Raw genomic sequence first — 26,679 nt, forward strand, 5'->3', positions numbered from 1 at the left:
TACCCCCTCTGGTCCCGGTGTCCCTCGTGGTGCCGTGTTCTCGTGGTGCCGTGCTCTCGCCGTGCCCGGGCGCGCTAGAGCCCGACGGCCTTGTAGAGCTCGCCGACCTCCTGGACGGTGAGCGCCCGCATGCCGCCCGGCTTCAGCTGGCCCAGCTTGATCGGGCCGAACTCGACGCGGGCGAGCTGCTGTACGGGGAAGCCGACCTCCTTCAGCAGCCGCCGGACGATGTGCTTGCGCCCCTCGTGCAGGGTGATCTCGACCAGGACGCGGCGCCCGACCTGGTCGAACACGCGGAACTTGTCGGCCTTCGCGGGCCCGTCGTCCAGGACGACGCCGGCCTTGAGGCGCTTGCCGAGGTCGCGCGGGATCGGGCCGTGGATCTCCGCCAGGTAGGTCTTGAACACCCCGTAGGACGGGTGGGTCAGCCGGTGCGACAGCTCGCCGTCGTTGGTGAGCAGGATCAGTCCCTCGGTGTCGGTGTCCAGCCGCCCGACGTGGAACAGCCGCTCGGGCACCTCCACGTAGTCGGCCAGGGACTTGCGGCCCCGCTCGTCGGCCATCGTGGACACCACGCCGCGCGGCTTGTTGATCGCGTAGTAGCGCATCTCGGAGCGGGTCTCGACCCGCTTGCCGTCCACGTGGATGACGGCGCGCTGGGGGTCGACGCGCTCACCGAACCGGAAGACCTTCTTCCCGTTGACGGTGACGCGGCCCTCGCCGATCAGCTCCTCGCAGTGGCGGCGGCTGCCGATCCCGGCCTCGGCCAGGACCTTCTGCAGGCGCACGCCCTCCTTCTCGTTCACTGGTCCCCTCACCTGGCGGCTCGTGGCCGGGGAGCGGGCGCCGCCGCGCCTGCCCGGTTCGCTGCGTTCCCCGCCCAGGGGCTCGTCACTTCGCTCACGCGTCCTCAACTATGTCGTCTGGCAGGTCATCGGGGAGGTAGGGGGCGAGCTCGGGAAGCTCGTCGAGGTCGCGCAGCCCCAGCCGCTCCAGGAAGTAGCCGGTGGTCCGGTAGAGGTGGGCCTGCGACTCCGGATCCTGCCCGGCGTCCTCGATCAGGCCCCGCAGCGTCAGCGTCCGCATGACGCCGTCGCTGTTGACGCCGCGGATCGCCGACACGCGGGCCCGGCTCACCGGCTGCCGGTAGGCGACGACGGCGAGCGTCTCCAGCGCGGCCTGGGTCAGCCGCGCCTGCTGCCCGTCGGTGACGAACCGCTCCACCACCGGGGCGCAGACGTCCCGGGTGTAGAACCGCCAGCCGCCGGCGACCTCCCTGAGGTCGAACCCCCGGCCCTGCTCGGTGTATTCCGCGGCCAGCTCCCGCAGCGTCTCCGCGACCTCCCCGCGGGGGCGCTCCAGCAGCTGCGCGAGCGTCATCTCGGTGACCGGCTCGTCCACCACGAGCAGGATCGCCTCGATCGAGGCGCGCAGCCCCGGAAGCTCCGGCGCGTCCGCGCCGGGTTCCTCACTCATCGTCTTCCTCGTCCTTCCGGCTCTTCCCGTCGGCTCCGGCGGCGTCCCCGGCGCCCTCCGCGGGGTCCTTCTTCGGGGCGCCCTCGTAGTCGTCGCCGACCTCCACGTCGCCCGCGTCGGTGCCGGTCCAGGTGATGTGGAGCTCGCCGAGGGGCTCGTGCTGCTCGAACGTGACCGCCTGCTCCCGGTACAGCTCCAGCAGCGCCAGGAACCGCGCGACCACCTCGTAGGTGCCCTCCGCGTCGGCCGCCAGCACCCGGAACGTGGTCTGCCGCAGCCGGCGGAGCCGCTCCACGACGATCGCGGCCTGCTCCTTGACGCTGGCCTTCGGCTGGTACATGTGCTCGACCGAGACCGCCGGCGGCGCCTTCGGCGTGAGCGCCTTGGCGGCGAGCCGGGCGAACTCGTCGGGGCCGAGGCCGAGCAGCACCTCCGGCAGCAGGTTCGCGAACTTCGGCTCCATCGGGACCAGGCGCGGGAACCGGCGGCTCGCGTCGGCGGCGCGCGCGGCGAACACCCGCGCCACCTCCTTGTAGGCCCGGTACTGCAGCAGCCGCGCGAACAGCAGGTCGCGGGCCTCCAGCAGCGCCAGGTCCTCCTCGTCGTCGACCTCACCGGACGGCAGCAGCCGCGCGGCCTTGAGGTCCAGCAGGGTCGCGGCGACCAGCAGGAAGTGGCTGGCCTGGTCGAGGTCCCAGTCGGCGCCGTGCGAGCGGATGTGGGCGATGAAGTCGTCGGTGACCTTGTGCAGCGACACCTCGGTGATGTCGAGCTTGTGCTTGGAGATCAGCCCGAGCAGCAGGTCGAAGGGGCCCTCGAAGTTGTCCAGGCGGACGCGGAACCCCTGCTCCTCCTCGGTCTCCTGCCCCGGTTCGGGCGACGTCGCGTCCACGTCGCTCACGGTAGCGGAGAGCTCCTCGTGCGCTGTGCTCACCGGCCCCATCGTCCCATGCCCGGCGCGTGCCCGCGCACTCCGGCGGCCACGGGCGGTGACGCGGCGGGCCGGGCGCTACTCGCCGGTCAGCTTCCGGACGACGGCCCTTGCGTCCTCGCGGGTGAAGCCGCCGGCGGGTCCGGTCATCTGGACTCTGCCGCCGGTGATGGCCTCCATCACCTGCGCGGGCTGGGACACGAGCGACCCGCCGACCAGCATGGCCATCCGCCCGCCGGGCGCCTGGGCGGCGGAGGCGTCGGCGGCCTTGCGGGTCAGGGCGGCGAACCGGGGCGCGTCCGCCGAGGTCAGCGTCAGCTCGACCGACCAGGCAGGGCTGCCGCGCGCGGGATCGGGCGGGACGGCCTTGACCCCTTCCAGCCGGTGCACCGTCAGCGCGTCCGGACCCAGGACGTAGCACTCGGAGGAGCCGGAGACGGTGACGCCCGCGCACGGCGGGGCCGAGACGCCCGCCAGGAGCCGGAACGTCAGCGGCACGCGCAGGTCGACCGGCCCGGACGAGGACCCGTCGTCCTTGTCGCGCATGGCCAGGTAGGCCCCCGTGCCGCCGACCGCGACGAGCACCACGGCCGCGACGACGATCAGCACGATGGCCGGCGTGCCCAGGCCCCGGCGGGGCGGGGGCGGCGGCAGGGCGCCGGGCGGCGGGCCCGGCGGCGGGTCGTAAGGCAGGGGCGGGGGGGTGCCCATGTGCGCTCCGTCGGGGGTCAGGGGGCGCCGGACGGCGTCACTCGGTCTCCGCCCACCTGACCAAGACCTCCCGGGCCAGGCTGCGGTAGGCGTTGGCGCCCATCGAGCTGGGGTCGAAGAACGTGATCGGCTCCCCCGCCACGGTCGCGTCGGGGAACCGCACCGTGCGGTTGATCACGGTGTGGAACACCGTGTCGCCGAACGCCTCGACGATGCGCCCGAGGACCTCGCGGGTGTGCAGCGTCCGCGAGTCGTACATGGTGCCGAGGACCCCGTCGATGACCAGGCCCGGGTTGATCCGGCCCTGCACCTTCTCGATCGTCTCCATCAGCAGCGCGACGCCGCGCATCGCGAAGTACTCGCACTCCAGCGGGATCAGCACGCCCTCGCTGGCTGCCAGCGCGTTCACGGTGAGCAGGCCGAGCGACGGCTGGCAGTCGATGAGGATGTAGTCGTAGTGCTCGACGGCAGACTTAAGCGCGCCCTGCAGGATGTACTCGCGGCCGACCTCGTGGACGAGCTGGACCTCGGCGCCGGACAGGTCGATGTTGCTCGGCAGCAGGTCCATCCCGTCGACGCCGGTCTCGATGACGACGTCCTCCCACTCGGTGTCGCGTTCGAGCAGCAGGTTGTGGATCGTCACGTCGAGCTGGCGCGGGTCGCCCTTGCCGAGGCCGACCGACAGGGCGCCCTGCGGGTCGAAGTCGACGAGCAGGACGCGGCGGCCGTACTCGGCGAGCGCGGCGCCCAGGTTGATCGTCGTGGTGGTCTTGCCGACCCCGCCCTTCTGGTTGCAGACGGCCACGATCCGCGCGGGCCCGTGCTCGGCCAGCGGCTCCGGCTCCGGGAACACCGGGACGGGGCGCTGCGTGGGCCCGAGGGCGCGGCTCGGATCGGTCTCTATGGTGGCGGAGGAGAGGACTCCATCCGCACTGTTAGTGCTGGTCACCAGATCCCTCCCCGACGGCCCGGAAATGCCATCCAGAACGGGGACTCTAGGGCCGTCCACCCCGTCGCTCAAGCCGACGCGCAACGAACGTCGCGATTTGTCGATGGGGCGGATGATCCGATTCGTCCCTTAGTGCGTGTCCGCTGCGCCCGCCGGGCGGTCAGTTCCGCGCCCGCGGGTGCGAGGTCGCGTAGACCTCGCGCAGCAGCTGGACGGTGACGAGCGTGTAGACCTGCGTGGTGGTGACCGACGCGTGCCCGAGCAGCTCCTGGACGACGCGGACGTCGGCGCCCCCGTCCAGCAGGTGGGTGGCGAACGAGTGCCGCAGCGTGTGCGGGGACACCTCCGACAGCTTCGCCCGGTCGGCCGCGGCGCGCAGCACCATCCAGGCGCCCTGCCGCGACAGCCGCCCGCCCCGCGCGTTCAGGAACAGCGCCGGGCCGCCCCGCCCGGCCCCGGCCAGCTCGGGCCGGGCCCGCACGAGGTAGGCGTCCACGGCCTCGCGGGCGTAGTCGCCGATGGGCACCACCCGGGCCTTGCCGCCCTTGCCGGCGACGCGCGCGAACCCGTCCCGCAGATCGAGGTCGTCGACGTCCAGGCCGACGGCCTCGGAGATGCGCGCGCCCGACCCGTACAGCAGCTCCAGCAGCGCCCGGTCGCGCAGGCCGCGCGCGGTGCCGGGGTCGCCGGACGGCCCGGCCGCCGCCGCGAGCAGCCGCTCGACCTCCTCCAGCGAGATCGCCTTCGGCAGCCGGCGCGGCGGCGTCGGCGGCTTGACGTCGTGCGCGGGGTCGCCGGCGGCGAGGCCCTCGCGCAGTGCGAACCGGTGCAGCCCGCGGACGGCCACGAGCGCCCGCGCCGCCGAGCCCGCCGACAGCGGCGGATGGTCGTCGTCGCCCTCGCGCAGCCCCACCAGGAACGCGCGGACGTCGTCCTCGGTGATCTCCCCGATCGACCCGCGCCCCCGCTCCTCCTGCACCCGCGCGTACCGGCGCAGGTCGCGGCGGTAGGAGCTGAGCGTGTTGGCGGCGAGACCGCGCTCGACCGCGAGGTGCCCCAGGTACCCGCGCACCGCCGAGTCGAGCGCGGAACCCGCGCCGGGGTCAGGGGCGGGGCGCCGCGCGGTGCTCCGGGAGGACGGGCTCGGGGACAGGGCGGCACCTCTTCCGGCCGTGGGGTCCGGGGACCCGCCCATCATGCCCCCTCCGGCCGCCGGAGGGGGACCTCATCCGGCTCAGTCCTCCGGCGCGTCGACGGGGCGCAGGTCCGCGAAGTCCGAGCCGCGGGCCGCGTGCACCGCGAGGATCCCCATGCACGCGATCATGTTGTGCAGCTCGCCGGCGAACACCTTGCGGACCGCCTCCTCCAGCGGCACCCACACGACCGGCATGTCGGCCTCCTCGTGGACGCGCTCGAAGTCGATCTGGTCGGCGGGCACCTCGGTGAGGCCGCGCGCCAGGAAGATCCGGATGCGCTCGTCGGCCATGCCCGGCGAGGGGTACACGTCGAGCAGGGTGTCCCAGCGCTCGGCGCGGTACCCGGCCTCCTCCAGCAGCTCGCGCTCCGCGAGCTTGTGCAGGGGCTCGCCGTCGACGTCGCGCAGCCCGGCGGGCGCCTCCCACAGCAGCCGCGACACCGGGTGCCGGTACTGGCGCAGCAGCAGCACCCGGTCGCGGTCGTCGACCGCGATGACGCCGACCGAGCCGATGTGCTCGATCACGTCGCGGCCGACGGCCTCCGTGGCGTCGCCGCGCGGCATCTCCACCCGGTCGCTGCGGACGCTGAAGACGCGCCCTTGGTAGACCGTGGACGACTCCACGACCTTCCATCTGTCAGGGCGGTCTCGGACGTCGTCCGGGCCGAGCTCCTCGCCGCTCATGACGCCGCCACCGTCCCGGCCTCGCCCTCGCCCGCGCGCGCCTCGGCGTAGTCGAGGGCGGCCGAGACGAGCCCGGTGAACAGCGGATGCGGCCGGGTCGGGCGGGACCGGAACTCCGGGTGCGCCTGCGTCCCGACGAAGAACGGGTGCTGCTCGCGGGGCAGCTCGACGTACTCGACCAGGCGGCCGTCGGGCGACAGGCCCGAGAACCGGAGCCCCGCCTCCTCCAGCCGGTCGCGGTAGGCGTTGTTGACCTCGTAGCGGTGCCGGTGCCGCTCGGACACCTTCGCCTCCCCGTACAGGTCCCGCACGACCGAGCCGTCGGCCAGGTCCGCCGGGTAGAGGCCGAGCCGCATCGTGCCGCCCATGTCGCGCTCCCCGGCGACGACGTCGAGCTGGTCGGCCATCGTGGCGACGACCGGGTGGGCGGTGGTGGCGTCGAACTCGGCGCTCCCGGCGTCGCCGAGCCCCCCGAGGTTCCGCGCCGCCTCGATGACCATGCACTGGAGCCCGAGGCAGATGCCGAGCAGCGGGACGCGGTTCTCCCGCGCGTACCGGACCGCGCCGAGCTTGCCCTCGATGCCGCGGACGCCGAACCCGCCGGGGACGAGGACGCCGTCGACGCCGTCGAGCTCCCGCTTGGCGCCCTCGGGCGTCTCGCAGTCGTCGCTCTTCACCCAGCGGATGTGCACCTTGGCGTCGTTGCCGAACCCGCCGTGCCGCAGCGCCTCGGTGACCGACAGGTAGGCGTCGGGCAGGTCGATGTACTTGCCGACCAGCGCGATCGTGACCTCGCGGGCGGGCTTGTGGACGCGGCGGAGCAGCTCGTCCCACGCGCCCCAGTCGACGTCGCGGAACGGCAGGTCCAGGCGGCGCACCACGTAGGCGTCCAGGCCCTCGGAGTGCAGCACCTTCGGGATGTCGTAGATGCTGGCGGCGTCCACCGCGGACACCACGGCCTCGCGGTCCACGTCGCACATCAGGCTGATCTTGTGCTTGAGCCCGTCGGTGATCGGCCGGTCCGACCGGCACACGATCGCGTCGGGCTGGATGCCGATGGAGCGCAGCGCCGCGACCGAGTGCTGCGTCGGCTTGGTCTTCAGCTCCCCGGACGGGCCGATGTAGGGCAGCAGGGACACGTGCAGGAAGAAGCAGTTCTCCCGCCCGATCTCGTGCCGGATCTGCCGGACCGACTCCAGGAACGGCAGCGACTCGATGTCGCCGACCGTCCCGCCCACCTCGGTGATGACGATGTCGACGTCGCCGTCGTCGGCCATCCCGCGGATCCGGTCCTTGATCTCGTTGGTGATGTGCGGGATCACCTGGACGGTGTCGCCGAGGTACTCCCCGCGCCGCTCCTTGGCGATCACGTTCGAGTACACCTGACCGGTGGTGACGTTCGCGGACCCGTGCAGCTCGGTGTCGAGGAACCGCTCGTAGTGCCCGATGTCCAGGTCCGTCTCGGCGCCGTCGTCGGTGACGAAGACCTCGCCGTGCTGGAACGGGTTCATCGTGCCCGGGTCGACGTTGAGGTAGGGGTCGAGCTTCTGCATGGTGACCCGGAGCCCGCGGAGGGCCAGGAGCCGCCCGAGGCTGGACGCCGTCAGACCCTTGCCGAGGCTGGAGGCGACACCGCCGGTGACGAAGAGATGCTTGGTAGGACGTGATCTACCAGTGGTAGCCGATGGCAAGAAGGCGCTCCCGTGGTCGTTGCGAGGCGGACGGTACCGCACTGTCCACGGGGTTCTAGCTTATTGCATTTCTCTCCTCCTTCGGCCCCGGGGGGCCTCCATCGTCGAGAAACGCGGGCGATCGCTGGCATCGCTCCGACTCGCCTAGCGGCTCACTGCGCGATCAGGTTCTCGCTTCGCTCGAACCTGCCTTCGGACGCGATCGCAACCTTCCGGTCGTCGCGTGGTTGCGGCGACGGCTGATGTCGTCGCGCCGGCCACACCTGCCCAGCACGGACGACGGGCCCTACAACTGGCCCCGCCTACAGCCCCAAGGACAACCGGCGGATCGTCGTGTGGCCGCGACGCCGGCTCAGGTGTCGCTGCGCCGCACTCGCACAGCTCGGCGGGCCGCACCCGCCAACGGACGCGATCACAGCCCCAGGAGCGCCGCGTGGTCGCTGCGCCGGCCGGTATCGACGTGGTCGTCGTGGCCGCCACGCCCGCCTAGCACGACGATGGGCCCTTCAAACCAACCGCCTACAGACCCGAGCACGACCGGCGGATCGTTGCGTGGTTGCGGCGGCGGGTCAGGGCGTCGGGTGCGGCACACCCGTAGGGCTTGGCGGTCCCTCGCCTGCCGTCGGGCGTGATCGGAGTCCTTGCGAGGGCCGCGGCGTCGCGGCGATGGCTGGGGCGACGCGGCCGCCGCGCCTGGGGGGCGCGGCGGGCGGCTCTGGCTTTTGCTGGCTCCGGGTGGGTGCGCGCCGCCTAGAGGCGGGGGGTGGCGGCGGTGGGCATGATGGTGCGGAGTTGCCTGGTCAGCTCGTCGATCAGGGAGCGGGCCTGGTCGGCGGCCTGGCGGGCGGCGTCGCGTTCCTGGGAGAGTTCGGCGATCTGGGCGCGCTGCTCGGTGACGGCCTGGGCCAGCTGGTCAACCCACTGGTCGCGCTCGGCGAGCTTCTCGGCGACGGCGTCGCGTTCGGCGGCCAGCTGGCGCATCGCGGCGACGGTCTTGTCGCGCTCGCGCCCGGCCTGGTCGGCGCGGCCGCGGGCCAGGGTGAGCTCGGACTCGGCGCGCGCCTGCGCCTGGACGGCGGCCTCGCGGCCCCGCTCGGCGGCCTCGCGCGCCTTGGCGCTGCCGTCGCGCTCCCGCTCGGCCTTCTTGGCGGCCTCCAGCGACTGGGCGGCCGTGTCGAGGGCCTGCTGCCGCTCGGCCTCGGCGGCGTCGGCGCGCGCGGCGGCCTCCTGGGCGCGGCGCTCGGCGTCCTGCACCCGCCGCTCGGCCTCCTGGGCGCGGCGCTCGTTCTCCTGCGCGCGGCGCTCGGCGACCTCGGCGCGGCGCCGGGACTCGTCGGCCTCCTTGCCGGCGGCGACGACGGCGTGCTGCAGGTTCTGCGCGGTCATCTCGGCGTCGGTGACCTTGGCGCGCAGCGCCGACAGCTCGCTGTGCGCGGTCTCCAGCGCGCGGGACAGCTCCCCCGCCTGCTCTGCGACGCGGTCGCGCTCGGCCTCGGCGGAGCGGCGGGCGCCGACGGCGTCCTCGACGGCGCGCAGGGCGTCGTCGCGGGCCTCGCTCATGGCGTCGCGCTGCTGGATCGCCTGCCGGACCGTCGCCTCGGCCTCGGCGACGCGGCGCTCGGCCTGCTCGACCTGGGCCTGCAGCTGCTCCATCTGCGCGCGGGTCTGCTCGGCCTGCGCGCGGGCCTGGTCGGCCTGGACGCGCGCCTGCTCGGCCTGGCCGCGGGCCTGGTCGGCCTGGGCGCGGCCCTGCTGGGCCTGGTTCCAGGCGGCGGCCGCGTCGCGCTGGGCGTTCTCCTTCTCGGTCTGGAGCGCCGCGATCTGCGTGACGGCCTCGTTCTGGACCTCGGCGGTGCGGCGCTCGGCCTCGGCGACCTGGCGCTCGGCCTCCACGGCGCGGCGGTCAGCCTGCTCGGCCTGGCCGCGAGCGCGCTGCACCTCGCCCCACGCGGCCGCGGCGTCGCGCTGCGCGGACTCCTTCTCCGCCTGGACGGCCGCGACCTGCGAGGCGCTCTCGTTCTGGGCCTCGGTGAGGCGGCGCTCGGCCTCCACGGCGCGGCGGTCAGCCTGCTCGGCCTGGCCGCGGGCACGCTGCACCTCGCCCCAGGCGGCGGCCGCGTCGCGCTGCGCGGACTCCTTCTCCGCCTGGACGGCGGCGATCTGCGACGCCGTCTCGGTCTGCGCCTCGTTGACCTTGCGCTCCCCGGCGGCGAGCGCGTCGCCGATGAGGTCGGCCATCTGGCGGAGCCGCTCGACAATGTCCCAGGGCTGGGCCTCGGTCTGCTCGACGTCGGGGCGCACCATCTCCCCCGTCTGCCCGTGCCTGCCGGGCTGGCCCGGTTGGCCGGGCTGTCCGGGCTGTCCGGGCTGTCCGGGCTTGGACATCTGGATGGGCTGCTGGGCGGACGGCAGCGCCTGCTGCGCGCCGCCCGGGTCGCGTCCCATGGCGGGCCAGGGGGCCGCCCCCTCGGGGACGCCCCGGGAACCGCCGGATCCGTTCAGCTCGCTCACCGGTCTCCTCGCCTCCCGGACGGGAGCGGGCCGACCGGCGGCACGCCGTTCGCCCTGCTCGCAGCGTTACCGGCCCGACGGCTCGTCACTTCGCTCACGTGTCTCCTCGCCCGGCGGCGCACGGCCGCGTTCGCGGGGGTCGTTGTGCACATCTCGTTCGCTCCGCTGCCGGCCCTGTGGCTCCTCGCTTCGCTCACTAGAGGCACTCTAGTCCCGACCAGCGGAACGTTTGCCCAGTTTGGGGTTTGCCCTCTCGACATCCGCCCGGTGTTCGCGCACGCAGGACGCCTGATCACCCCCCGTGCGGCCCTTCCGCGGGGTGCGGTGGGTCACATCCCGCCGGTACGCGGGCCGGATGGGACAATCGCGCTCCATGGAGCTTCGCACGCTGTACCCGCCGATCGAGCCCCACGACTCCGGGCTGCTCGACGTCGGCGATGGAAACCGTATCTACTGGGAGGTCTGCGGGAACCCCGACGGCAAGCCCGCCGTGATGCTGCACGGCGGGCCGGGCGGCGGGTGCAGCCCGGCCCACCGCCGGCAGTTCGACCCCGAGGCGTACCGGATCGTCCTGTTCGACCAGCGCAACTGCGGCCGCAGCCTGCCGCACGCGAAGGACCCGGAGGTGTCGCTGGAGAGCAACACCACCTGGAACCTGGTCGCCGACATGGAGCGGCTCCGCGAGCACCTCGGCATCGAGCGCTGGCTGGTGTTCGGCGGGAGCTGGGGCAGCGCGCTGTCGCTGGCGTACGCGCAGACGCACCCCGACCGGGTGACCGAGCTGGTGCTGCGCGGCATCTTCACCCTGCGGCCGTTCGAGCTGTACTGGTTCTACCAGGAGGGGGCGTCGCTGCTGTTCCCCGACCTGTGGGAGAAGTACGTCGAGCCGATCCCCGAGGACGAGCGCGAGGACCTCATCTCGGCGTTCCGCGAGCGGCTCGAGTCGCCGGACCCCGAGGTGCGGGTCGCGGCCGCGAAGGCGTGGGCGACGTGGGAGGGCTCGACGCTCACCCTGCGGCCCGACCCGGAGATGGCCGGCGGGTTCGGCGAGCCGGAGTACGCGGTGGCGTTCGCCCGCATCGAGAACCACTACTTCACCAACGGGGGGTTCCTCGAGGAGGACCAGCTGATCCGGGACGTGGACAAGATCCGCCACATCCCGGCCGTGATCGTGCAGGGGCGCTACGACGTGTGCACGCCGGTCGCGACGGCGTGGGACCTGCACCGCGCGTGGCCCGAGGCCGACTTCCACATCGTCGACGACGCGGGGCACGCCTACAGTGAGCCGGGGATCCTGCACCGCCTGATCGAGGCGACCGACCGCTTCGCGGGCAAGTCATGACTCCTCGTGACCATTTGATAACGTAGAGAGATCGGACGATGTAAGGCCGAACCTGAATCGGTCTCACCTTTAGGCTGATTCAGGACGTCCGCAAGGAGGCCGGCGTCCGGCGTTCCCGCCGGGCCTCGGCCGCCCCGGAAGCGGACCGAAACCCGGATTCCCTAACTCATAAGCCATCCAGGTCTTACCCTCTGGATGGAGCACCTGCCCCTTGAAGGTAAGTACACGGGGCCTCGGAGAGTGCCTTGGCCCACTCCCGCCACAGCCCGGCCGCTCGCGGCTCGACCTCCCGCGATGCGAAGTGACGCCCGCCGCACCGGCCCCGTTGACACCGGATCTATGTGACTTACCTCACATAACCGATATAAAAAAGCACTCCTGACGCAGCGGCGAAACGTTAAGGTTGCATTCAGGAAGCATGCACGCAACATCTCCGGCGCATCCGGCAGTACCGCCTGCGTATCACGGGGAAACGCGGATCGCGGCCCGCATCGAGACCGCCGAAATTGCACCCGAATCGCAAAAGCACTTAATCATACCCAGCGATCGGCACGGCTAAACATCTCGCCGATAACAATCATCTGCGATCATCGCGCGAGATTCGCTAAGTTGCCTGGACATGGCAGCGCAACCCCTGGAATCACCGACCCGACGCCCCGAGAAGAACGAGACGAACGCGGAAGTGCTACTCCAGGAGCCGAGCCTCGCCGATGGACCCGCGCTTTGGCGGCTCGCCCGGGACTCTCAGGTCCTGGACGTCAACTCGCCGTACAGCTACGCGCTCTGGTGCCGCGATTTCGCGGACACCTCGATCGTCGCGCGCGACGACGCGGGCCCCTGCGGCTTCATCACCGGCTACGTCCGCCCGTCCCGTCCGGACACGTTCTTCGTGTGGCAGGTCGCGGTCGACCGCGACCACCGCGGCAGGGGCCTCGCCCGCCGCATGCTCGACGGCCTGGCCGACCGGCTCGCCCCCCGCGGGCACCGGTTCATGGAGGCCACGGTCACGCCGGACAACGCCGCCTCCACCGCGATGTTCGAATCCTTCGCCAGGGCCCGCGGGTGCGAACTCGCCCGCAGCCCGCTGTTCGCCGCGGAGCACTTCCCCGAGGGGGGACACGAGCCCGAGGTGCTCTTCAGGATCGGCCCGATCACCGCCGCGAACTGACCCCCCGCCACGCCCCCCACCCGCTCCTCTCCGACCCTGCCTGGAGGCAGACATGGACGTTTTCGACCGCCTGGAATCGGAAGTCCGCGGCTACTGCAGAAGCTGGCCCACGGTGTTCACCACGGCCCAGGGCAGCCACATGACCGACGAGGACGGCAAGACCTACCTCGATTTCTTCGCCGGCGCCGGCACCCTCAACTACGGGCACAACAACCCGCAGCTGAAACGCCGGCTGCTGGATTATCTCGCCGGCGACGCGGTCGTGCACGGACTCGACATGTACACCTCGGCCAAGCGCGAGTTCCTGGAACGCTTCAACGAGTACGTCCTGAAGCCCCGCAGCCTCGACTACAAAGTCCAGTTCCCCGGGCCCGCGGGGAACAACTCCGTCGAGGCCGCGCTGAAACTGGCGCGCAAGTACACCGGCCGCGAGACCGTCGTCAGCTTCACCAACGCCTTTCACGGGATGACGCTCGGCGCGCTCGCCGTGACCGGCAATTCGATGAAGCGCACCGGCGCGGGCGTGCCCCTCGGGCACGGCGTGGCGATGCCCTACGACAACTACCTCGACGGCAGGACGCCCGACTTCCTGCTCTTCGAGACGATGCTGGACGACAGCGGCAGCGGCCTCGACAAGCCCGCCGCCGTCATCGTGGAGACCGTGCAGGGCGAGGGCGGCATCAACGTGGCCACCGCCGAGTGGCTCCGCGGCCTGCAGGACCTCTGCCGCCGGCAGGACATCCTCCTCATCGTCGACGACGTGCAGATGGGGTGCGGCCGCACCGGGCCGTTCTTCAGCTTCGAGGAGGCGGGGATCACCCCGGACATCGTCTGCCTGTCCAAGTCCCTCAGCGGCTACGGCCTGCCCTTCGCGATCACGCTGATGAAGCGCGAGCTCGACGTGTGGGACCCGGGAGAGCACAACGGCACCTTCCGCGGCTTCAACCCCGCGTTCGTCACCGCCGTCGGCGCGCTGGAGGACTACTGGACCGGCGACGACTTCGAGAAGCAGACCCTCGCCAAGGGCCAGCAGGTCCAGGCGGCGCTGAACGAGATCGCGATCGCGCACGCCGGCGCCGTCGACTCCGTCCGCGGCCGCGGCCTGGCGTGGGGCCTGGTGATGAAGGACCCGGAGGCGGCCTCGAAGGTGTGCGGCGAGGCGTTCGCGCGGGGGCTGCTGATGGAGACCTCCGGGCCCGAGGGCGAGGTCGCCAAGCTGCTGCCGCCGCTCACCACCACCGAGTCCGAGCTGGCCACCGGCCTGGAGATCATCGCGGACTCGGTGGAGGCCGTCCGCCAAAAGGTCACCGCCTGAGCCGCCGGGCACCGAACAGAACAAGGGAGTCTCAATGATCGTTCGTTCCCTCGGGGAGATCATCGGCACGGAGCGCGACGTGCAGGCGCCGACCTGGTGCAGCCGCCGCTTCGTGCTGGCCAAAGAGGGCGTCGGGTTCTCGCTGCACGAGACGATCCTGTACGCGGGCACCGAGACGAAGATGTGGTACGCCAACCACATCGAGGCCGTGTACTGCGTCGAGGGCCAGGGCGAGCTGACCAACGACGAGACGGGCGAGAAGCACAAGATCGAGCCGGGCGTGATGTACCTGCTCGACGGCCACGAGCACCACACGCTGCGCGCGCACACGGACGTGCGGACCGTCTGCGTGTTCAACCCGCCCTGCACCGGCCGGGAGGTCCATGACGAGAACGGCGTGTACCCGCTGCTGACCGAGGAGGACGCATGAGCATCATCGAGTCCCATCCGACGATCGACGACGCCTACCCCACCCGGAAGTCCTCCGAGGCCGCGCTGCTGTACCGCCAGGACCCGGTCGTGTACGGCGAGGCCCAGGACGGGCCCGTCGACGCCGCCACGCTCGAGGCCTACGAGGCCAACGGCTTCCTGTCCGTCGACCAGCTGCTCGCGCCGGAGGAGGTCGAGGACTACCGCGCCGAGCTGCGCCGGCTGTCCGCGGACCCGCGCATCCTGGCCGACGAGCGCACGGTCACCGAGCGCGGCTCGGACGAGGTCCGCTCGATCTTCGAGGTGCACAAGATCAGCGAGGTGTTCGCCGAACTCGTCCGCGACCCCCGCGTCGTCGGCCGGGCCCGGCAGATCCTCGGCTCGGAGGTTTACGTCCACCAGAGCCGGGTCAACTACAAGCCAGGTTTCACTGGCAAGGACTTCTACTGGCACTCGGACTTCGAGACCTGGCACGCGGAGGACGGCATGCCCCGGATGCGCGCGGTGAGCATATCCATCGCGCTCACCGAGAATTTCGTGCACAATGGCGGGCTAATGATCATGCCTGGCTCGCACAAGACCTTCGTGGCCTGCGTCGGGGAGACCCCGGACGACCACTACAAGGAGTCCCTGCGCGGACAGGAGATCGGGACGCCCGACCCCAACAGCCTGTCGATCCTGGCCGACAAGCACGGGATCGAGCTGTTCACGGGCTCGGCGGGCTCGGCCACCATGTTCGACTGCAACTGCATGCACGGCTCGAACGGGAACATCACCCCGTTCCCGCGCTCCAACGTGTTCATCGTGTTCAACAGCGTGGAGAACACGTGCGTCGAGCCGTACTCGGCGCCCGCACCCCGTCCCGCCTTCATCGGCGCCCGCGACTTCACTCCCGTCGGGGCGGAGAGCGCCCAGGGGGGCGCGGAAGGCCGTTCCGCCGCCGAGGGCGCCGCCGGCGCCTGAGCCTAACAATTCGATAACCCGACCCCGCTCCGCGCCCGCAAGGGGGCCACTTCGGCCTTTTTGCGGGCGCGGAGCACACCTATCAGGAGTTCAACGATGACTTCCTCGAGACGAGACTTCCTCCGCACCGCCGTGCTGCTGTCCGCCGCGGCGCCGCTGGCCGCGGCGGGCTGCTCCACGACGGATCCGGAGACGGAGAAGGCCGGCGGCGGCACGCTGGAGAAGGCCAAGAAGGCCGGTGTGATCACGGTCGGGTTCGCCAACGAGGCCCCCTACGGCTACACCGACAAGTCCGGGAAGCTGACCGGCGAGGCCCCCGAGCTCGCGCGCGCCATCTTCAAGAACCTCGGCATCGACGAGATCAAGGGCGTCCAGGTCGACTTCGGCGGGCTCATCGGCGGGCTCAACGCCAAGCGGTTCGACGCGATCGCCGCCGGCATGTTCATCACGCCGGAGCGGTGCGCCTCGGCGGCGTTCGCCAACCCCGAGTACGTCGCCAAGAGCGCCTTCATGGTGCCGAAGGGCAACCCCAAGGGCCTCAAGGCCGCCGAGGACCCGGGCAAGAAGGGCGCCAAGGTCGGCGTGCTCACCGGCGCGGTCGAGGCCGGGTACGCCGAGAAGACCGGCGTCAAGAAGGGCGACATCAAGACGTTCGCCGACCAGGCGAGCGCATACGAGGGCCTGAAGGCCGGGCGCATCGACTGCATCTGGCTGACCCGCATCTCCCTGGCCGACCTGCTGACCAAGCACCAGGGCGAGGGCTTCGAGGTCACCGACGCGTTCACCCCCGTCATCGACGGCAAGGAGCAGCTCGGCGCAGGCGCGTTCGCGTTCCGCAAGGCCGACACCGACCTGGTGAACGCCTGGAACGGCGAGCTCGCGAAGCTCCAGCAGGGCAACAAGCTGCTGCCGATCCTGCAGCCGTTCGGCTTCACCCAGGCGGAGATGCCCGGCCCGGGGGACACCGCCGCCAAGTTCTGCCAGGGCTGACCCGTGTCCGAGGTCCTCGACAGCTATCCCCAGTGGCTGGACGGGGCGTGGGTCACCATCCGGCTCACCCTCCTCGGCGGCGCGCTGGCGCTGGTGCTCGCCCTGGTCTTCGGGATGGCGGGCACGTCACGCCACCCCTGGGTGCGGGTGCTCAACCGCGTGTACGTGGAGTTCTTCCGCGGCAACGCGACGCTGGTGCTGCTGTACTGGTTCTTCTACGCCCTGCCCCTCATCGGCCTCCGGTTCACCACGATGTTCGCGGCCGTACTGGCCCTCGGCCTGAACGTCGGCGCCTACGGCGCCGAGGTGGTGCGCGGTTCGATCAACGCCGTCCCGAAGGCCCAGTACGAGGCGACGATCGCGCTGAACTTCACCCCGTTCCAGCGCATGCGGCGCGTCCTGATGCCGCAGGCGTTCGCGCTGATGCTGCCCCCGTTCGGCAACCTGATCATCGAGCTGATGAAGGGCACGGCGATCGTGTCCCTGGTCGGCCTGGTCGACCTGACCCGCGTCTCCAAGAACATCCAGGGCAGCACCGGCCAGACCGTCGCCGCGTTCACGGTCGTGCTCGTCCTGTACTTCGTGATCGCGCAGGTGCTCCAGCTGTTCGTCCGCTACGCCGAGCGGCGCGTGGACCGGATGCTGGGCCGCAGGCTGCCGGCTGAGCCGTCCCTCGGGACGATCGCGGCCGGCGCGCCCGGGGCGGGGGTGAGCGCCTGATGAGCTGGGACTGGCACTACTCCGGCGAGATCCTCCCCGACCTGCTGGACGGGCTGCGCTACACGCTGGTCGCGACGCTGCTGGGCTACGTGATCGCCCTGGTCCTCGGTCTGGTGTGGACGCTGCTGCGCCGCTCGCCGAGCCGGGTCTTCAACCAGACGATCCGGTGGATCACCGAGTTCATCCGGTCGACGCCGCTGATCCCGCAGCTGTACTTCGTGTTCTTCGTGCTGCCCGCGTGGGGCGTCACCATCGGGTCGCTCACCGCGGGCACCATCACGCTCGGGATCCACTACTCGACCTACACGGCCGAGGTGTACCGGGCCGGGATCGCCGACGTCCCCAAGGGGCAGTGGGAGGCGTGCACCGCGCTGAACCTGCCGCGTTCGCGGGTGTGGCTGGACGTGGTCCTGCCGCAGGCGATCCGGCGGGTCATCCCGACGCTCGGCAACTACCTGATCGCGATGTTCAAGGACTCGCCGATGCTGCTGGCGATCAACGTCGCGGAACTGCTGTTCTCGGCCTACCAGGTCGGGTCCAGGACCCTGCAGTTCCTGGAGCCGATCACCATGGTCGGCCTGTTGTTCGTCGTGGTCAGCGTCATATCCTCGATACTCGTCCGCCGCTTGGAGAGGCGTTATGCCACCAACTAACACCGACGAAGCCGACCCCGGGGGCGTGGCGCAGGGCCCCCCTTCGGACGCCGAAGGCGCGTCCCAGAACCCCGCCGCGGGCGGGGCGTCCGCCGACGCGGGCGCCTCCCTCCGGAAGGGCACCGCCTCGAAGGCCGAGCCGGCCGCGGGGCTGCCCCGCGGTGAGGCGCCGGGCATCCGCTTCGAGAAGGTGGTCAAGCGGTTCGGCTCCAACGTCGTGCTCCGCGAACTCGACTTCACCGTGGCGCCCGGCGAGCGGGTGACGCTCATCGGGCCGAGCGGGTCGGGCAAGACCACGATCCTGCGGCTGCTGATGACCCTGGAGACCCTCGACGAGGGCCTGATCTGGATCGGCGACGAGACGCTGTGGCACATGGACCGCGGCGGCAAGCGCGTCCCCGCGAACCAGAAGCACCTGCACGAGATGCGCAAGCAGGTCGGCATGGTGTTCCAGCAGTTCAACCTGTTCCCGAACATGAACGTGCTGCGCAACCTCACCGAGGGGCCGGTGCGCGTGCTCGGGGTGTCCAAGGACGAGGCGGTCGAGCGGGCCCGCGGCCTGCTGGACATGGTCGGCTTGTCGGACAAGGAGAGCGCGCATCCCTCCCAGCTGTCGGGCGGTCAGCAGCAGCGGGTGGCGATCGCGCGGGCGCTGGCCATGCAGCCGAGGGTGCTGCTGCTGGACGAGGTCACCTCGGCGCTCGACCCCGAGCTCGTCGTCGGCGTCCAGGACCTGCTGCGCGACATCGCCCGGCAGAGCGACCTGACCATGCTCTGCGTCACCCACGAGATGGCCTTCGCCAAGGACATCTCCGACCGCGTCCTGATGTTCGACCAGGGCCAGATCGTCGAGGAGGGGCCCCCGGAGCAGATCTTCGGCGAGCCGTCCGAGCAGCGCACCCGCGACTTCCTGCAGGCCGTCCTCGCCTCCTGACCGGACCGGGGCCTCGCGTCCCCGCGCGTCGCCCGCGTCCCCGTCGCCCCGGGGACGCGGGCGACTCTCGTTCTGCGGGTGCCGGGCCTCCCCGGTCTCAGGCGACGCCGGGCCAGGCCGCCGCCATGAGGTCGCCCCAGGCGGGGACCTCGGGGCCGATGCGGTGCTGGCGGGCGATCTCGGCGGGCAGCGTGCCGAAGGGCGCCTTGGCCGGGTCCCTTGCGATCTGTTCGAGGACGGGCAGGGCGAGGCCGCAGTCCCGCTCCAGGCGCGGGAAGGCGGCGTGGACCCGGTCGGCGAAGCCCTCGGGGAGGGCTTCAGCACCCTGACCGGTGATGTCGATGCTGGTCCCGGCGTGGGTGAGGGCGATCTCGGGCCGCATCCGGTTGGCGATGCCGGTGCTGCTGTGCAGCGCGATCGCCTCCCACATGACGCGCGTTCGCGCGTCGTCCAGACCGTGCCCGCTCACGAACTCGGCGGCGGCGTCTGCGCCGTCCACCTCGAAGCGCTGGCGGCCGTCGCCCCGCTCGGTCAGGCCGAGGTCGTGCAGGACGCTCGCCAGGAACAGCACCTCGTCGTCGTAGCCGTCGGCCGGGCGGTGGCGGAGGCCCTCCCCCACCGCGCGGCCGAACAGGTAGGTGCGGACGCTGTGGTTGGCGAGCGCCGCCGTCTCCGTGGCGAACACCAGGTCGTACGCCTCGCGGGTGAGGCCGGTGTCGGGGAGGGAGAACTCGGCGAAGGCATCGGTCATCAGGACTCCTCGGTCGGATGGTCGTCCTCGATCGTCCGCTGACCGATCCGGGGGCGACCAGTGGCCAGATTGCCGATATCCGCTATATTCCGGCCATGCATGTGGTGGCGGTGCTGGCGCTGGACGGGGTGGTCGCGTTCGATCTGGCCGTCCCGGGCCAGGTGTTCGGCGTAACGACCACGTCCGGGGACGTTCCGCTCTACGAGACGCGGGTGTGCACGCCGCCGGGCGGGGTGGAGACGTCCGCCGTGCTCGGCCGGATCCGGGTCGAGGCCCCCTTCGGGCTCGACGCGCTGGCCTCGGCCGACACGATCGTGGTGCCGGGGCACGACGACGTCCGGTCCGCGCCGCCCGCCGCGGTGCTGGACGCGCTGCGCGACGCGGCGTCCCGGGGCGCCCGCATTGCGTCGATCTGCGTCGGCGCGTTCGTCCTCGCCGCCGCCGGGCTGCTGGACGGGCGGCGGGCGACGACGCACTGGCGGTTCGCGGACGAACTGGCCCGGCGGTTCCCCCGCGTCGACCTGGACCCGTCGGTGCTGTACGTGGACGGCGGCCAGGTCCTCACGTCCGCCGGAGTGGCCGCCGGCATCGACCTGTGCCTGCACATGGTCCGCCGCGACCACGGCTCCGCGACGGCCGCGCGGACCGCGCGGCGCATCATCATGCCGCCGCAGCGGGACGGCGGCCAGGCCCAGTTCATCCGCCACGAGGATCCGCCGGACGGGCAGGCCGCCCTCCAGCCGCTCCTGGCCTGGCTGGAGGCGAACCTGCACCGCCCGCTGACGTTGGACGACATCGCCAGGCACGCGTCCGTAAGCGTGCGGACGCTGACGCGGCGGTTCCGCGACCAGACGGGGACGACGCCGCAGCAGTGGCTGTCGCGCGCCCGCGTCCACCGGGCCCAGCAGCTCCTGGAGAGCACGGACCTGCCGGTCGAACGGGTGGCGGCCGAGGCCGGGTTCGGGTCGCCGGTGACGCTGCGGGCCCATTTCTCCCGGCGGGTGGGGGCCTCACCGCTGGCGTACCGGAGCGCGTTCCGGGGCCGCTGATCACCCCGCCGAGCGTCTACCGAACGCGATTCTGTACCGTTGCGCTTACGGACGAGGAGAGCGAGGCGATGGGCACTTCGATCGTGGGGCTCGGGATGACCGAGCTCGGCAGGGTGTACGGGCGCAGCCCCCGGCGGCTCGCGGCCGACGCGGTGCGGCTGGCCACCGCCGACGCGGGCCTGGAGCTCGGCGACCTGGACGGCCTGCTGGTCAGCCACGGCATGGGCGGCTCGCCCGGGATCGAGCTGGCCGACACGCTCGGCCTGCGCGACCTGCGGCTGCTGGCGCTGGTCAACTCCTACGGGGCGACGGCCGGGGCGATGGTGTCGTACGCGGCGATGTCGGTGCTGAACGGATCGGCGACCACGGTCGCGTGCGTGTTCGCCGACGCGCCGCTGAAGCCGAAGCAGTCGGCGGGCTCGGCCTACAACCGGGACGCGCGCGAATGGTACGGGTTCGGGGGGATGACGGCGGCGCTCGGCCTGCGCAGCGTGAACTCCCACTACGCCCTCGCCGCCCAGCGGCACATGGCCCGCTACGGGACGACGAGCGAGCAGCTCGGCGCGATCGCCGTGGCGACCCGCGCCTGGGCGTCCGGAAACCCCCTGGCGCAGATGCGCGAGCCGATCACCATCGAGGACCACCAGGCCTCCCGCTGGGTGTCGGAACCCCTGCACCTGCTGGACTGCTGCCTGGTCTCCAACGGCGCGATCGCCGTCATCGTGACCAGCGCCGACCGGGCCCGCGACCTGGCCCGCCCGCCCGTGCACCTGTGGGGCTGGGGGCAGGGCCACCCGGGGCACCGCAAGGAGCGCGGCAGCGACTTCGGCCTGACGACGGGCGCCGCGGCGTCCGGCGCGACGGCGATGAAGATGGCCGGGATCACTGCGGCCGACGTCGACGTGTGCGAGCTGTACGACTGCTACACCTACACCGTCCTCGTGACGCTGGAGGACTACGGGTTCTGCGCCAAGGGCGAGGGCGGCGCGTTCGCCGCGTCCGGCGCGCTCGCGCCCGGCGGGTCGCTGCCGACCAACACCGGCGGCGGGCAGCTGTCGGCGTACTACATGTGGGGCATGACGCCGCTGTCGGAGGCCGTGATCCAGGCGCGGGGGGACGGCGGGGAGCGGCAGGCGCCGTCCACCGACGTGATCCTCGTCAGCGGGAACGGCGGGATCCTCGACCACCACTCCACGCTGATCGTCAGCCCGCACGCGAAGGGGGCCTAGCCGGTGGACATCGGCATTCTGCGCCGCGACGGCCGGACCGACCCGTTCTTCGACGGCGCCGCCGCCGACCGGCTGGTCGTGCGGCGCTGCGAGGCGTGCGACCGCTGGTTCGCGCCGGACGCGAGCGGCTGCCCCGGCTGCGGCGAGGAGAGCCTCGCCTGGGCCGAGGCGAGCGGCGCGGCGACCCTGGTGACGTGGACGATCCTGCCCAAGGAGCCACCCGTCTTCCTCGCGCTCGTCGAGCTGGCAGAGGGGCCGTGGCTGCACACCCGCCTGGACGGCGTGACCCGCGCGGACCTGCGCGAGGGGCTCCCGCTGCGCGCGGTGTTCGAGCATCCGGACGAGGGCGAGTCGTTCGTGCTGTTCCGCCCCGCCGCCGAATGAGTCGCCCACGCCCGGCTAACCGGGGTCGAGGACGCTCCGCGGCGGCGGCCCGGGGAACCGCATCCACACCGCCGTCCGGGGGCCGTCCGTCCGCACGCCCCATGCCAGCGCGAGCCCGTCGATGATCCGCAGGCCCCGCCCGTCCTCGGCCAGCGGATCATCTCGCATGACCGGCCGCTCCCCCGCCGCCCCGTCGTCGACGACCTCCGCGACGATCTCCCCGCCGTCCGCCGAGAACATCACCGTCACCTTCCCGCCCTGTCCGGACGCGGTGTGCTCGACCGCGTTCGTGAAGGCCTCGTTCACACACGTCTGGACGTCATCCAGCGAGGGATGACCCTCCCGCAGCACGTCCCGCGCGAACCACCGCGCATACCTCGCCGACTGTTCCACGCCCGGCAGCGTGAGCGCCGCGATGACCTCGCCGATCGCCATGAGGACCCCTTCTCTCGGGTCCAAGGTTCTTCGCGCTCCGCCAACCGCCTCAACACGTTCCGCACCTTCCGACAGGACTCCCCGCTGAAATTTCAGCGGTCGCCGATTCTCCGGCATCCGACTCCGCAGCGTGACATTCTGATCACATGTCGGAATCGACACTCTCCACCACACGCCGCCGCAAGATCGGACGAGTGCTCCGCCGTCTCAGGGAGGAATCCGGCTACACCCTCAAGACCGCGGGCGGCCACCTGGAGCGCTCCGCGTCGTCCCTGAGCCAGATCGAGAACGGGGTGCAGTGGCTCCGCCTCCGCGACCTCGGCTTCATCCTGGACCGCTACGCCGTCCCGGCCCCCCTGCGCGCGGCCCTGATGACCCTCGCCGAACAGGACCGCCGCCCAGGCTGGTGGGACGCCTACAAGGACCTCGCCGCTCCCGAGGCCCTGGACCGCGTCTCCTTGGAGCACGACGCATCACGCATCATCACCACTGAGACCACCTTCATCCCGGGCCTCCTCCAAACCGAGAGCTACGCCCGAGCCGTCATCCGTGGCCTCACGCCCCAGTACGCATCGACCACGTTGGAGCGCTACGTGGAATTTCGCCTCGCGAGGCAGAACATATTGAACAGGGAGGCTCCGGCCAGGCTCGAAGTCGTTCTCGATGAGGCAGCGCTGCGCCGGATGCGCGGGGGGCGCGACGTCATGCGGTCGCAACTGAGGCGACTGCTCAACCAGTCAGAACTCGACAACGTGCTACTGCACGTCCTCCCGCTGGATGTCGACGCCGGTCCTGCCTATGCGGGGCAGTTCCAACTCCTGGACATCGGCGAGCCGATACTGAACGCGGTGCTCACGGATCATCCCACGGGCCAATGGATCGTGGAGGACGAAAAAGAGATCGCCCAGTACCGGGACACCTTTGAGCAGGTGCGAGCATCCGCGCTCTCGGAACAGGCTTCGCGCGACATGATCCACCAAATAATGTCGGATCTATGAGACGTCCAGACCTGGCCGGCGCCGACTGGCGCAAGAGCAGCCGGAGCGGCTCCCAAGGAGCGGACTGCGTGCAGATCGCCAGTATCGAGCGGGCGGTGGCCGTGCGGGACTCCAAGGACCCCGACGGTCCCGTCCTCACCTTCACCCTCGACGCCTGGAGCAGCCTCCTCGACCGTCTCAAGATCCGCGGCGTCTGACGACCCCTAGACCGAATGGCGTTCGGTCCATTAGCGTCGGGGCATGAACACCGAGGTCTGCGCACGGTTCGGTATCGAGTTCCCGCTGTTCGCCTTCAGCCACTGCCGCGACGTGGTCGCCGCCGTCACCAACGCCGGCGGGTTCGGCGTCCTCGGCGCCGTCGCGTACACCCCGGACCGGCTCGAGGAGGAGCTGCGCTGGATCGACGAGCACGTGAACGGCCGCCCCTACGGCGTCGACGTGCTCGTCCCCGGCAAGATCGACAAGGCGGCGGAGGGCGGCGCGGGGCTGGACGCCCTGCTGGCCGCCGTCCCCGACGAGCACTGGACGTTCCTCACCGGCCTGTTCGCCAAGTACGACGTCCCGCTGCCCGACTTCGAGAAGGCCAAGCGGTCCAACGCGCGCGGCGGCTCGCAGGTCACCAAGGAGGGCGCGACGGAGCTGATCGACGTGTCGCTCGCCCACCCCATCGGCCTCATCGCCAGCGCCCTCGGTACCCCGCCGCCGCTGATGGTGGAGAAGGCCAAGGCCGCCGGGATCCCCGTCGCCGCGCTGGTCGGGACCTCCGAGCACGCCCGCCGCCAGGTCGCCGCCGGGGTCGACCTCATCGTCGCGCAGGGCGGGGAGGCCGGCGGGCACACCGGCGAGATCTCCACGATGGTGCTCGTCCCCGAGGTGGTCGACACGGTCGCGCCGGTCCCCGTCCTCGCCGCGGGCGGGATCGCCACCGGACGCCAGATGGCCGCCGCGCTCGCGCTCGGCGCGTCCGGCGTGTGGTGCGGCTCGGTGTGGCTCACCACCGAGGAGGCCGAGACGCCCCCGGCGGTGAAGGAGAAGATGCTCGCCGCCACGTCCCGCGACACGATCCGGTCGCGCTCGCGGACCGGCAAGCCCGCCCGACAGCTGCGCTCCGCCTGGACGGAGGAGTGGGAGGGCCCCGCCAGCCCCGGCCCGCTCGGCATGCCGCTCCAGATGATCGTCGCGGAGGGCGCCATGCGGCAGATCACCAAGGTGGCCGAGTCCGGCAACCCGGGCGCCCGCGCGCTCGCGAACTACTTCGTCGGCCAGTGTGTCGGCCTGATGAACACCGTCAAGCCCGCCCGCCAGGTCGTCTACGACATGGTGGAGGACTTCGCGAACGCCGTGGAGCGCCTGAACCGCGTCACCGGCGAGGAGTAGACCGCTCGCCCCTGGAGGACCAGGCCGGGCCCGCCGGTTCGGCCCGGCAACCGCGGGCCCCCGAAGCCCCGCCCTCGCTGTGATCACCGCAGCGAGGGCAGGGCCCGGGGAACCGCCTCCGCGGTGCCCGGTCAGCGGGCCGCCGTCACCGGTCTCCCAGACGGGGATGAGCACGCGTGCGCGGGGCCGGCCCTTCGCGTCGACGGTGGTCATGGTCGCGTACACGATGTCGCCGATGTAGGCGTCGAACTGGTCCTGGATCTCGGCGAACGGCTTCACCTTCGCGGCCACTGTCGTCTCCCTTCCAGATCAGACGGCGGTCTTTGCGGTTTCGGCGGGCGGGTTCCCGTTCGCGGCCGCATCGTCCAGGGCCGCCTCCGGGGCGGCGCCATCCGGGGCCGGGCGCGTGCGGAGGCCGAACGCGATCACGACCGCGCCCAGCGCCGCCGCCGCGACCGGGACGGCAAGGGCGGTGCGCAGGGCGTCCGGGCCCGTTCCGGCGGCGACGCTGACAGCGGTGACGGCCGACAGCCCGAGCGCCGTCCCGAACTGCATGGCCGTGTAGAGCAGGCCGCCCGCCACGCCGTGCTCGTCCTCCTGGACGCCCTCGGTCGCCGCCATCGTCAGCGGTCCGTAGGCCAGCGAGAACGCGAGGCCGAGCAGGACCAGCGACGGCAGCATGGCGGCGTAGGTCCAGTCCGTCCCGACTGGAAGGAACAGCGCGTACGCGACCGCCGCGAGCACCATCCCGCCGAACAGCACGCGGGTGTTGCCGAAGCGCTCCACCAGGCGGGGCGTCAGCGTGGGCGCGAGCACCGTGTCGATGCCGATCACCAGCATGGCCAGGCCGGTCTGCATCGTGCTCCAGCCGCGCACCTCCTGGAAGTACAGGGTGGCCAGGAACTGGAAGCCCGCGAACGCGCTCAGGAACAGCAGCGCGGCCGCGTTCACGCGCACCAGCGGGACCGTCCGCAGGATGCCGAGCCGCACCAGCGGCGACCTCGACCGCCGCTCGATCGCGGCGAACAGCCCGAGCAGCGCCAGGCCCGCGGCGAACACGCCGGCGGTCAGGCCGGGGCCCGCGCCGAGGTTCTCCAGCCGTACCACCCCGTACGCCAGCAGCAGCATCGCCCCCGTGACGGCCAGCGCCCCCGCGACGTCGAAACCGCCCCCGCGCCGCGCCGCGCCCGTGCCGGGGAGGAGGACCAGCGCCGCCACCAGGATCACCGCCGCCATGATGACCGGCGCGAAGAACACCCACCGCCACCCGAAGGACGCGAGCACGCCGCCGGCCACCAGGCCCAGCGAGAACCCGCCCGCGGCCGTCCCCGCGTACACGCCCAGTGCCCGGGTGCGCGCCCGCCCCTCGGGGAAGGCGGAGGTGACCAGCGCCAGCCCGGCGGGCGCCATGAACGCCGCCGCGACGCCGGTGAGGAAGCGCGCGACCAGCAGCATCCACCCCCCGGTGGCGAATCCGCCGACGCCGGAGAAGACCAGGAAGACCGACAGCCACAGCACGAACATCCGCCGGTGCCCCAGCAGGTCGGCGGCCCGGCCGCCCAGCAGCATGAAGCCGCCGTAGCCGAGCACGTACGCGCTCACCACGCCGCCGAGCATCCCCGTGGACAGGCCCAGGTCGGCGCGGATCGACGGCAGCGCGACGTTCAGCATCGCGACGTCGATCCCCTCCAGGAAGATCGCGCCGCACAGCACCATCAGGACGGCCCACGCGCGCCCGTTCATTCGCTCGCTCGAATCCGACATCGTCGCCCGGCTCTCCTTCGACGGGAACCG

At 71.8% G+C, this 26,679-nt stretch carries 27 protein-coding genes; 15 read left to right on the top strand and 12 right to left on the bottom strand.

The features are described from left to right. Positions 1 to 74: 74 nt before the first annotated feature. The 9 genes from K4S16_RS02690 to K4S16_RS02730 form a co-directional block, all read right to left on the bottom strand. Positions 75 to 806: a pseudouridine synthase gene (locus K4S16_RS02690; RefSeq protein ID WP_149257186.1), complete on the bottom strand. Its 732-nt coding sequence runs from the start codon at positions 804 to 806 to the stop codon at positions 75 to 77. A gap of 94 nt (positions 807 to 900) precedes the next feature. Next, positions 901 to 1,476, bottom strand: a complete 576-nt coding sequence (gene scpB / locus K4S16_RS02695) for an SMC-Scp complex subunit ScpB (RefSeq protein WP_149257187.1) — start codon at positions 1,474 to 1,476, stop codon at positions 901 to 903. Then, positions 1,469 to 2,368, bottom strand: a complete 900-nt coding sequence (locus K4S16_RS02700) for a ScpA family protein (protein ID WP_235036624.1) — start codon at positions 2,366 to 2,368, stop codon at positions 1,469 to 1,471. The genes scpB and K4S16_RS02700 overlap by 8 nt, the downstream gene beginning before the upstream one ends. A gap of 117 nt (positions 2,369 to 2,485) precedes the next feature. Then, positions 2,486 to 3,118 carry a hypothetical protein gene (locus tag K4S16_RS02705; protein ID WP_149257189.1) on the bottom strand — a complete coding sequence of 211 codons (633 nt, stop codon included), beginning with the start codon at positions 3,116 to 3,118 and terminating at the stop codon, positions 2,486 to 2,488. Between the two features lie 37 nt (positions 3,119 to 3,155). Beyond that, a complete protein-coding gene (locus K4S16_RS02710; RefSeq protein WP_305790869.1) occupies positions 3,156 to 4,022 on the bottom strand; it encodes a ParA family protein in 867 nt (288 codons plus the stop codon). A 205-nt stretch (positions 4,023 to 4,227) separates the two neighbouring features. Further along, positions 4,228 to 5,265: a site-specific tyrosine recombinase XerD gene (locus K4S16_RS02715; protein ID WP_235036523.1), complete on the bottom strand. Its 1,038-nt coding sequence runs from the start codon at positions 5,263 to 5,265 to the stop codon at positions 4,228 to 4,230. Between the two features lie 36 nt (positions 5,266 to 5,301). Beyond that, positions 5,302 to 5,946 (bottom strand): NUDIX hydrolase, encoded by a 645-nt coding sequence (locus K4S16_RS02720; RefSeq protein WP_149257190.1) that lies wholly within the window; start codon positions 5,944 to 5,946, stop codon positions 5,302 to 5,304. After that, positions 5,943 to 7,637 (bottom strand): CTP synthase, encoded by a 1,695-nt coding sequence (locus tag K4S16_RS02725; RefSeq protein ID WP_149257191.1) that lies wholly within the window; start codon positions 7,635 to 7,637, stop codon positions 5,943 to 5,945. The genes K4S16_RS02720 and K4S16_RS02725 overlap by 4 nt, the downstream gene beginning before the upstream one ends. A 750-nt stretch (positions 7,638 to 8,387) precedes the next feature. Then, complete coding sequence (locus tag K4S16_RS02730; protein ID WP_149257192.1) at positions 8,388 to 10,148, bottom strand: hypothetical protein; 1,761 nt, start codon at positions 10,146 to 10,148, stop codon at positions 8,388 to 8,390. A 373-nt stretch (positions 10,149 to 10,521) separates the two neighbouring features. Here K4S16_RS02730 and pip point away from each other — a divergent pair, with 373 nt between their 5' ends. From pip to ehuA, 9 genes are all read left to right on the top strand, one after another. Next, positions 10,522 to 11,490: a prolyl aminopeptidase gene (gene pip, locus K4S16_RS02735; protein ID WP_149257193.1), complete on the top strand. Its 969-nt coding sequence runs from the start codon at positions 10,522 to 10,524 to the stop codon at positions 11,488 to 11,490. 619 nt (positions 11,491 to 12,109) lie between these two features. Then, the gene (gene ectA, locus K4S16_RS02740) at positions 12,110 to 12,658 is read left to right on the top strand and encodes a diaminobutyrate acetyltransferase (protein ID WP_149257194.1); all 549 of its coding nucleotides are present in this window, start codon (positions 12,110 to 12,112) and stop codon (positions 12,656 to 12,658) included. 52 nt (positions 12,659 to 12,710) lie between these two features. Then, positions 12,711 to 13,973 (top strand): diaminobutyrate--2-oxoglutarate transaminase, encoded by a 1,263-nt coding sequence (gene ectB / locus K4S16_RS02745; RefSeq protein ID WP_149257195.1) that lies wholly within the window; start codon positions 12,711 to 12,713, stop codon positions 13,971 to 13,973. 34 nt (positions 13,974 to 14,007) lie between these two features. Next, on the top strand, positions 14,008 to 14,403 hold the full coding sequence (locus tag K4S16_RS02750; protein WP_089312209.1) for an ectoine synthase: 396 nt from the start codon (positions 14,008 to 14,010) through the stop codon (positions 14,401 to 14,403). Continuing rightward, positions 14,400 to 15,365, top strand: a complete 966-nt coding sequence (gene thpD / locus K4S16_RS02755; RefSeq protein WP_149257196.1) for an ectoine hydroxylase — start codon at positions 14,400 to 14,402, stop codon at positions 15,363 to 15,365. Before K4S16_RS02750 ends, thpD begins: the two co-directional genes overlap by 4 nt. 96 nt (positions 15,366 to 15,461) lie before the next feature. After that, a complete protein-coding gene (gene ehuB / locus K4S16_RS02760; RefSeq protein WP_149257197.1) occupies positions 15,462 to 16,355 on the top strand; it encodes an ectoine/hydroxyectoine ABC transporter substrate-binding protein EhuB in 894 nt (297 codons plus the stop codon). 3 nt (positions 16,356 to 16,358) lie between these two features. After that, a complete protein-coding gene (ehuC, locus tag K4S16_RS02765) occupies positions 16,359 to 17,075 on the top strand; it encodes an ectoine/hydroxyectoine ABC transporter permease subunit EhuC (RefSeq protein WP_149257198.1) in 717 nt (238 codons plus the stop codon). Then, complete coding sequence (gene ehuD, locus K4S16_RS02770; RefSeq protein ID WP_200841655.1) at positions 17,075 to 17,728, top strand: ectoine/hydroxyectoine ABC transporter permease subunit EhuD; 654 nt, start codon at positions 17,075 to 17,077, stop codon at positions 17,726 to 17,728. Before ehuC ends, ehuD begins: the two co-directional genes overlap by 1 nt. Further along, entirely contained in the window at positions 17,715 to 18,662 is a 948-nt protein-coding gene (gene ehuA, locus K4S16_RS02775) for an ectoine/hydroxyectoine ABC transporter ATP-binding protein EhuA (RefSeq protein ID WP_235036524.1), read from the top strand. The genes ehuD and ehuA overlap by 14 nt, the downstream gene beginning before the upstream one ends. 97 nt (positions 18,663 to 18,759) lie before the next feature. Here ehuA and K4S16_RS02780 read toward each other — a convergent pair whose 3' ends face one another. Further along, entirely contained in the window at positions 18,760 to 19,413 is a 654-nt protein-coding gene (locus K4S16_RS02780; protein WP_149257200.1) for an HD domain-containing protein, read from the bottom strand. A 95-nt stretch (positions 19,414 to 19,508) separates the two neighbouring features. On the opposite strand from K4S16_RS02780, the gene K4S16_RS02785 reads away from it, so the two are divergent. From K4S16_RS02785 to K4S16_RS02795, 3 genes are all read left to right on the top strand, one after another. Beyond that, positions 19,509 to 20,462, top strand: coding sequence for a GlxA family transcriptional regulator (locus tag K4S16_RS02785; RefSeq protein WP_149257201.1), 954 nt, complete (start codon positions 19,509 to 19,511; stop codon positions 20,460 to 20,462). A gap of 68 nt (positions 20,463 to 20,530) precedes the next feature. Continuing rightward, positions 20,531 to 21,691, top strand: coding sequence for a thiolase family protein (locus K4S16_RS02790; protein ID WP_149257202.1), 1,161 nt, complete (start codon positions 20,531 to 20,533; stop codon positions 21,689 to 21,691). A 3-nt stretch (positions 21,692 to 21,694) separates the two neighbouring features. Next, entirely contained in the window at positions 21,695 to 22,075 is a 381-nt protein-coding gene (locus K4S16_RS02795) for a Zn-ribbon domain-containing OB-fold protein (protein WP_149257203.1), read from the top strand. Between the two features lie 15 nt (positions 22,076 to 22,090). Here K4S16_RS02795 and K4S16_RS02800 read toward each other — a convergent pair whose 3' ends face one another. Next, positions 22,091 to 22,510, bottom strand: a complete 420-nt coding sequence (locus K4S16_RS02800) for an ATP-binding protein (RefSeq protein ID WP_160160840.1) — start codon at positions 22,508 to 22,510, stop codon at positions 22,091 to 22,093. 146 nt (positions 22,511 to 22,656) lie between these two features. On the opposite strand from K4S16_RS02800, the gene K4S16_RS02805 reads away from it, so the two are divergent. From K4S16_RS02805 to K4S16_RS02815, 3 genes are read left to right on the top strand one after another with little or no spacing between them, the layout of a single operon-like run. After that, positions 22,657 to 23,508, top strand: coding sequence for a helix-turn-helix transcriptional regulator (locus K4S16_RS02805; RefSeq protein ID WP_149257205.1), 852 nt, complete (start codon positions 22,657 to 22,659; stop codon positions 23,506 to 23,508). Then, positions 23,505 to 23,705: a DUF397 domain-containing protein gene (locus K4S16_RS02810; RefSeq protein ID WP_149257206.1), complete on the top strand. Its 201-nt coding sequence runs from the start codon at positions 23,505 to 23,507 to the stop codon at positions 23,703 to 23,705. Before K4S16_RS02805 ends, K4S16_RS02810 begins: the two co-directional genes overlap by 4 nt. Before the next feature lie 43 nt (positions 23,706 to 23,748). After that, the gene (locus K4S16_RS02815; RefSeq protein WP_149257207.1) at positions 23,749 to 24,885 is read left to right on the top strand and encodes a nitronate monooxygenase family protein; all 1,137 of its coding nucleotides are present in this window, start codon (positions 23,749 to 23,751) and stop codon (positions 24,883 to 24,885) included. A gap of 309 nt (positions 24,886 to 25,194) precedes the next feature. On the opposite strand, the gene K4S16_RS02825 is transcribed toward K4S16_RS02815, so the two are convergent. Beyond that, positions 25,195 to 26,649, bottom strand: a complete 1,455-nt coding sequence (locus K4S16_RS02825) for an MFS transporter (protein WP_200841656.1) — start codon at positions 26,647 to 26,649, stop codon at positions 25,195 to 25,197. Between the last annotated feature and the right edge of the window lie 30 nt (positions 26,650 to 26,679).

The sequence above is a fragment of the Actinomadura sp. K4S16 genome, from assembly GCF_008327685.1.
Taxonomy (GTDB): Bacteria; Actinomycetota; Actinomycetes; order Streptosporangiales; family Streptosporangiaceae; genus Spirillospora.

Excerpts from the sequence above, each read along its gene's own strand:
- K4S16_RS02810 (WP_149257206.1), top strand. The coding sequence starts at position 23,505 with ATGAGACGTCCAGACCTGGCCGGCGCCGACTGGCGCAAGAGCAGCCGG.
- ehuA (WP_235036524.1), top strand. The coding sequence starts at position 17,715 with ATGCCACCAACTAACACCGACGAAGCCGACCCCGGGGGCGTGGCGCAG.
- ehuD (WP_200841655.1), top strand. The coding sequence starts at position 17,075 with ATGAGCTGGGACTGGCACTACTCCGGCGAGATCCTCCCCGACCTGCTG.
- K4S16_RS02715 (WP_235036523.1), bottom strand. The coding sequence starts at position 5,265 with ATGATGGGCGGGTCCCCGGACCCCACGGCCGGAAGAGGTGCCGCCCTG.
- K4S16_RS02705 (WP_149257189.1), bottom strand. The coding sequence starts at position 3,118 with ATGGGCACCCCCCCGCCCCTGCCTTACGACCCGCCGCCGGGCCCGCCG.
- K4S16_RS02815 (WP_149257207.1), top strand. The coding sequence starts at position 23,749 with ATGAACACCGAGGTCTGCGCACGGTTCGGTATCGAGTTCCCGCTGTTC.
- thpD (WP_149257196.1), top strand. The coding sequence starts at position 14,400 with ATGAGCATCATCGAGTCCCATCCGACGATCGACGACGCCTACCCCACC.
- ectA (WP_149257194.1), top strand. The coding sequence starts at position 12,110 with ATGGCAGCGCAACCCCTGGAATCACCGACCCGACGCCCCGAGAAGAAC.
- K4S16_RS02790 (WP_149257202.1), top strand. The coding sequence starts at position 20,531 with ATGGGCACTTCGATCGTGGGGCTCGGGATGACCGAGCTCGGCAGGGTG.
- ectB (WP_149257195.1), top strand. The coding sequence starts at position 12,711 with ATGGACGTTTTCGACCGCCTGGAATCGGAAGTCCGCGGCTACTGCAGA.
- K4S16_RS02825 (WP_200841656.1), bottom strand. The coding sequence starts at position 26,649 with ATGTCGGATTCGAGCGAGCGAATGAACGGGCGCGCGTGGGCCGTCCTG.
- K4S16_RS02780 (WP_149257200.1), bottom strand. The coding sequence starts at position 19,413 with ATGACCGATGCCTTCGCCGAGTTCTCCCTCCCCGACACCGGCCTCACC.
- K4S16_RS02805 (WP_149257205.1), top strand. The coding sequence starts at position 22,657 with ATGTCGGAATCGACACTCTCCACCACACGCCGCCGCAAGATCGGACGA.
- K4S16_RS02785 (WP_149257201.1), top strand. The coding sequence starts at position 19,509 with ATGCATGTGGTGGCGGTGCTGGCGCTGGACGGGGTGGTCGCGTTCGAT.
- scpB (WP_149257187.1), bottom strand. The coding sequence starts at position 1,476 with ATGAGTGAGGAACCCGGCGCGGACGCGCCGGAGCTTCCGGGGCTGCGC.
- K4S16_RS02800 (WP_160160840.1), bottom strand. The coding sequence starts at position 22,510 with ATGGCGATCGGCGAGGTCATCGCGGCGCTCACGCTGCCGGGCGTGGAA.
- K4S16_RS02750 (WP_089312209.1), top strand. The coding sequence starts at position 14,008 with ATGATCGTTCGTTCCCTCGGGGAGATCATCGGCACGGAGCGCGACGTG.
- ehuB (WP_149257197.1), top strand. The coding sequence starts at position 15,462 with ATGACTTCCTCGAGACGAGACTTCCTCCGCACCGCCGTGCTGCTGTCC.
- pip (WP_149257193.1), top strand. The coding sequence starts at position 10,522 with ATGGAGCTTCGCACGCTGTACCCGCCGATCGAGCCCCACGACTCCGGG.
- K4S16_RS02720 (WP_149257190.1), bottom strand. The coding sequence starts at position 5,946 with ATGAGCGGCGAGGAGCTCGGCCCGGACGACGTCCGAGACCGCCCTGAC.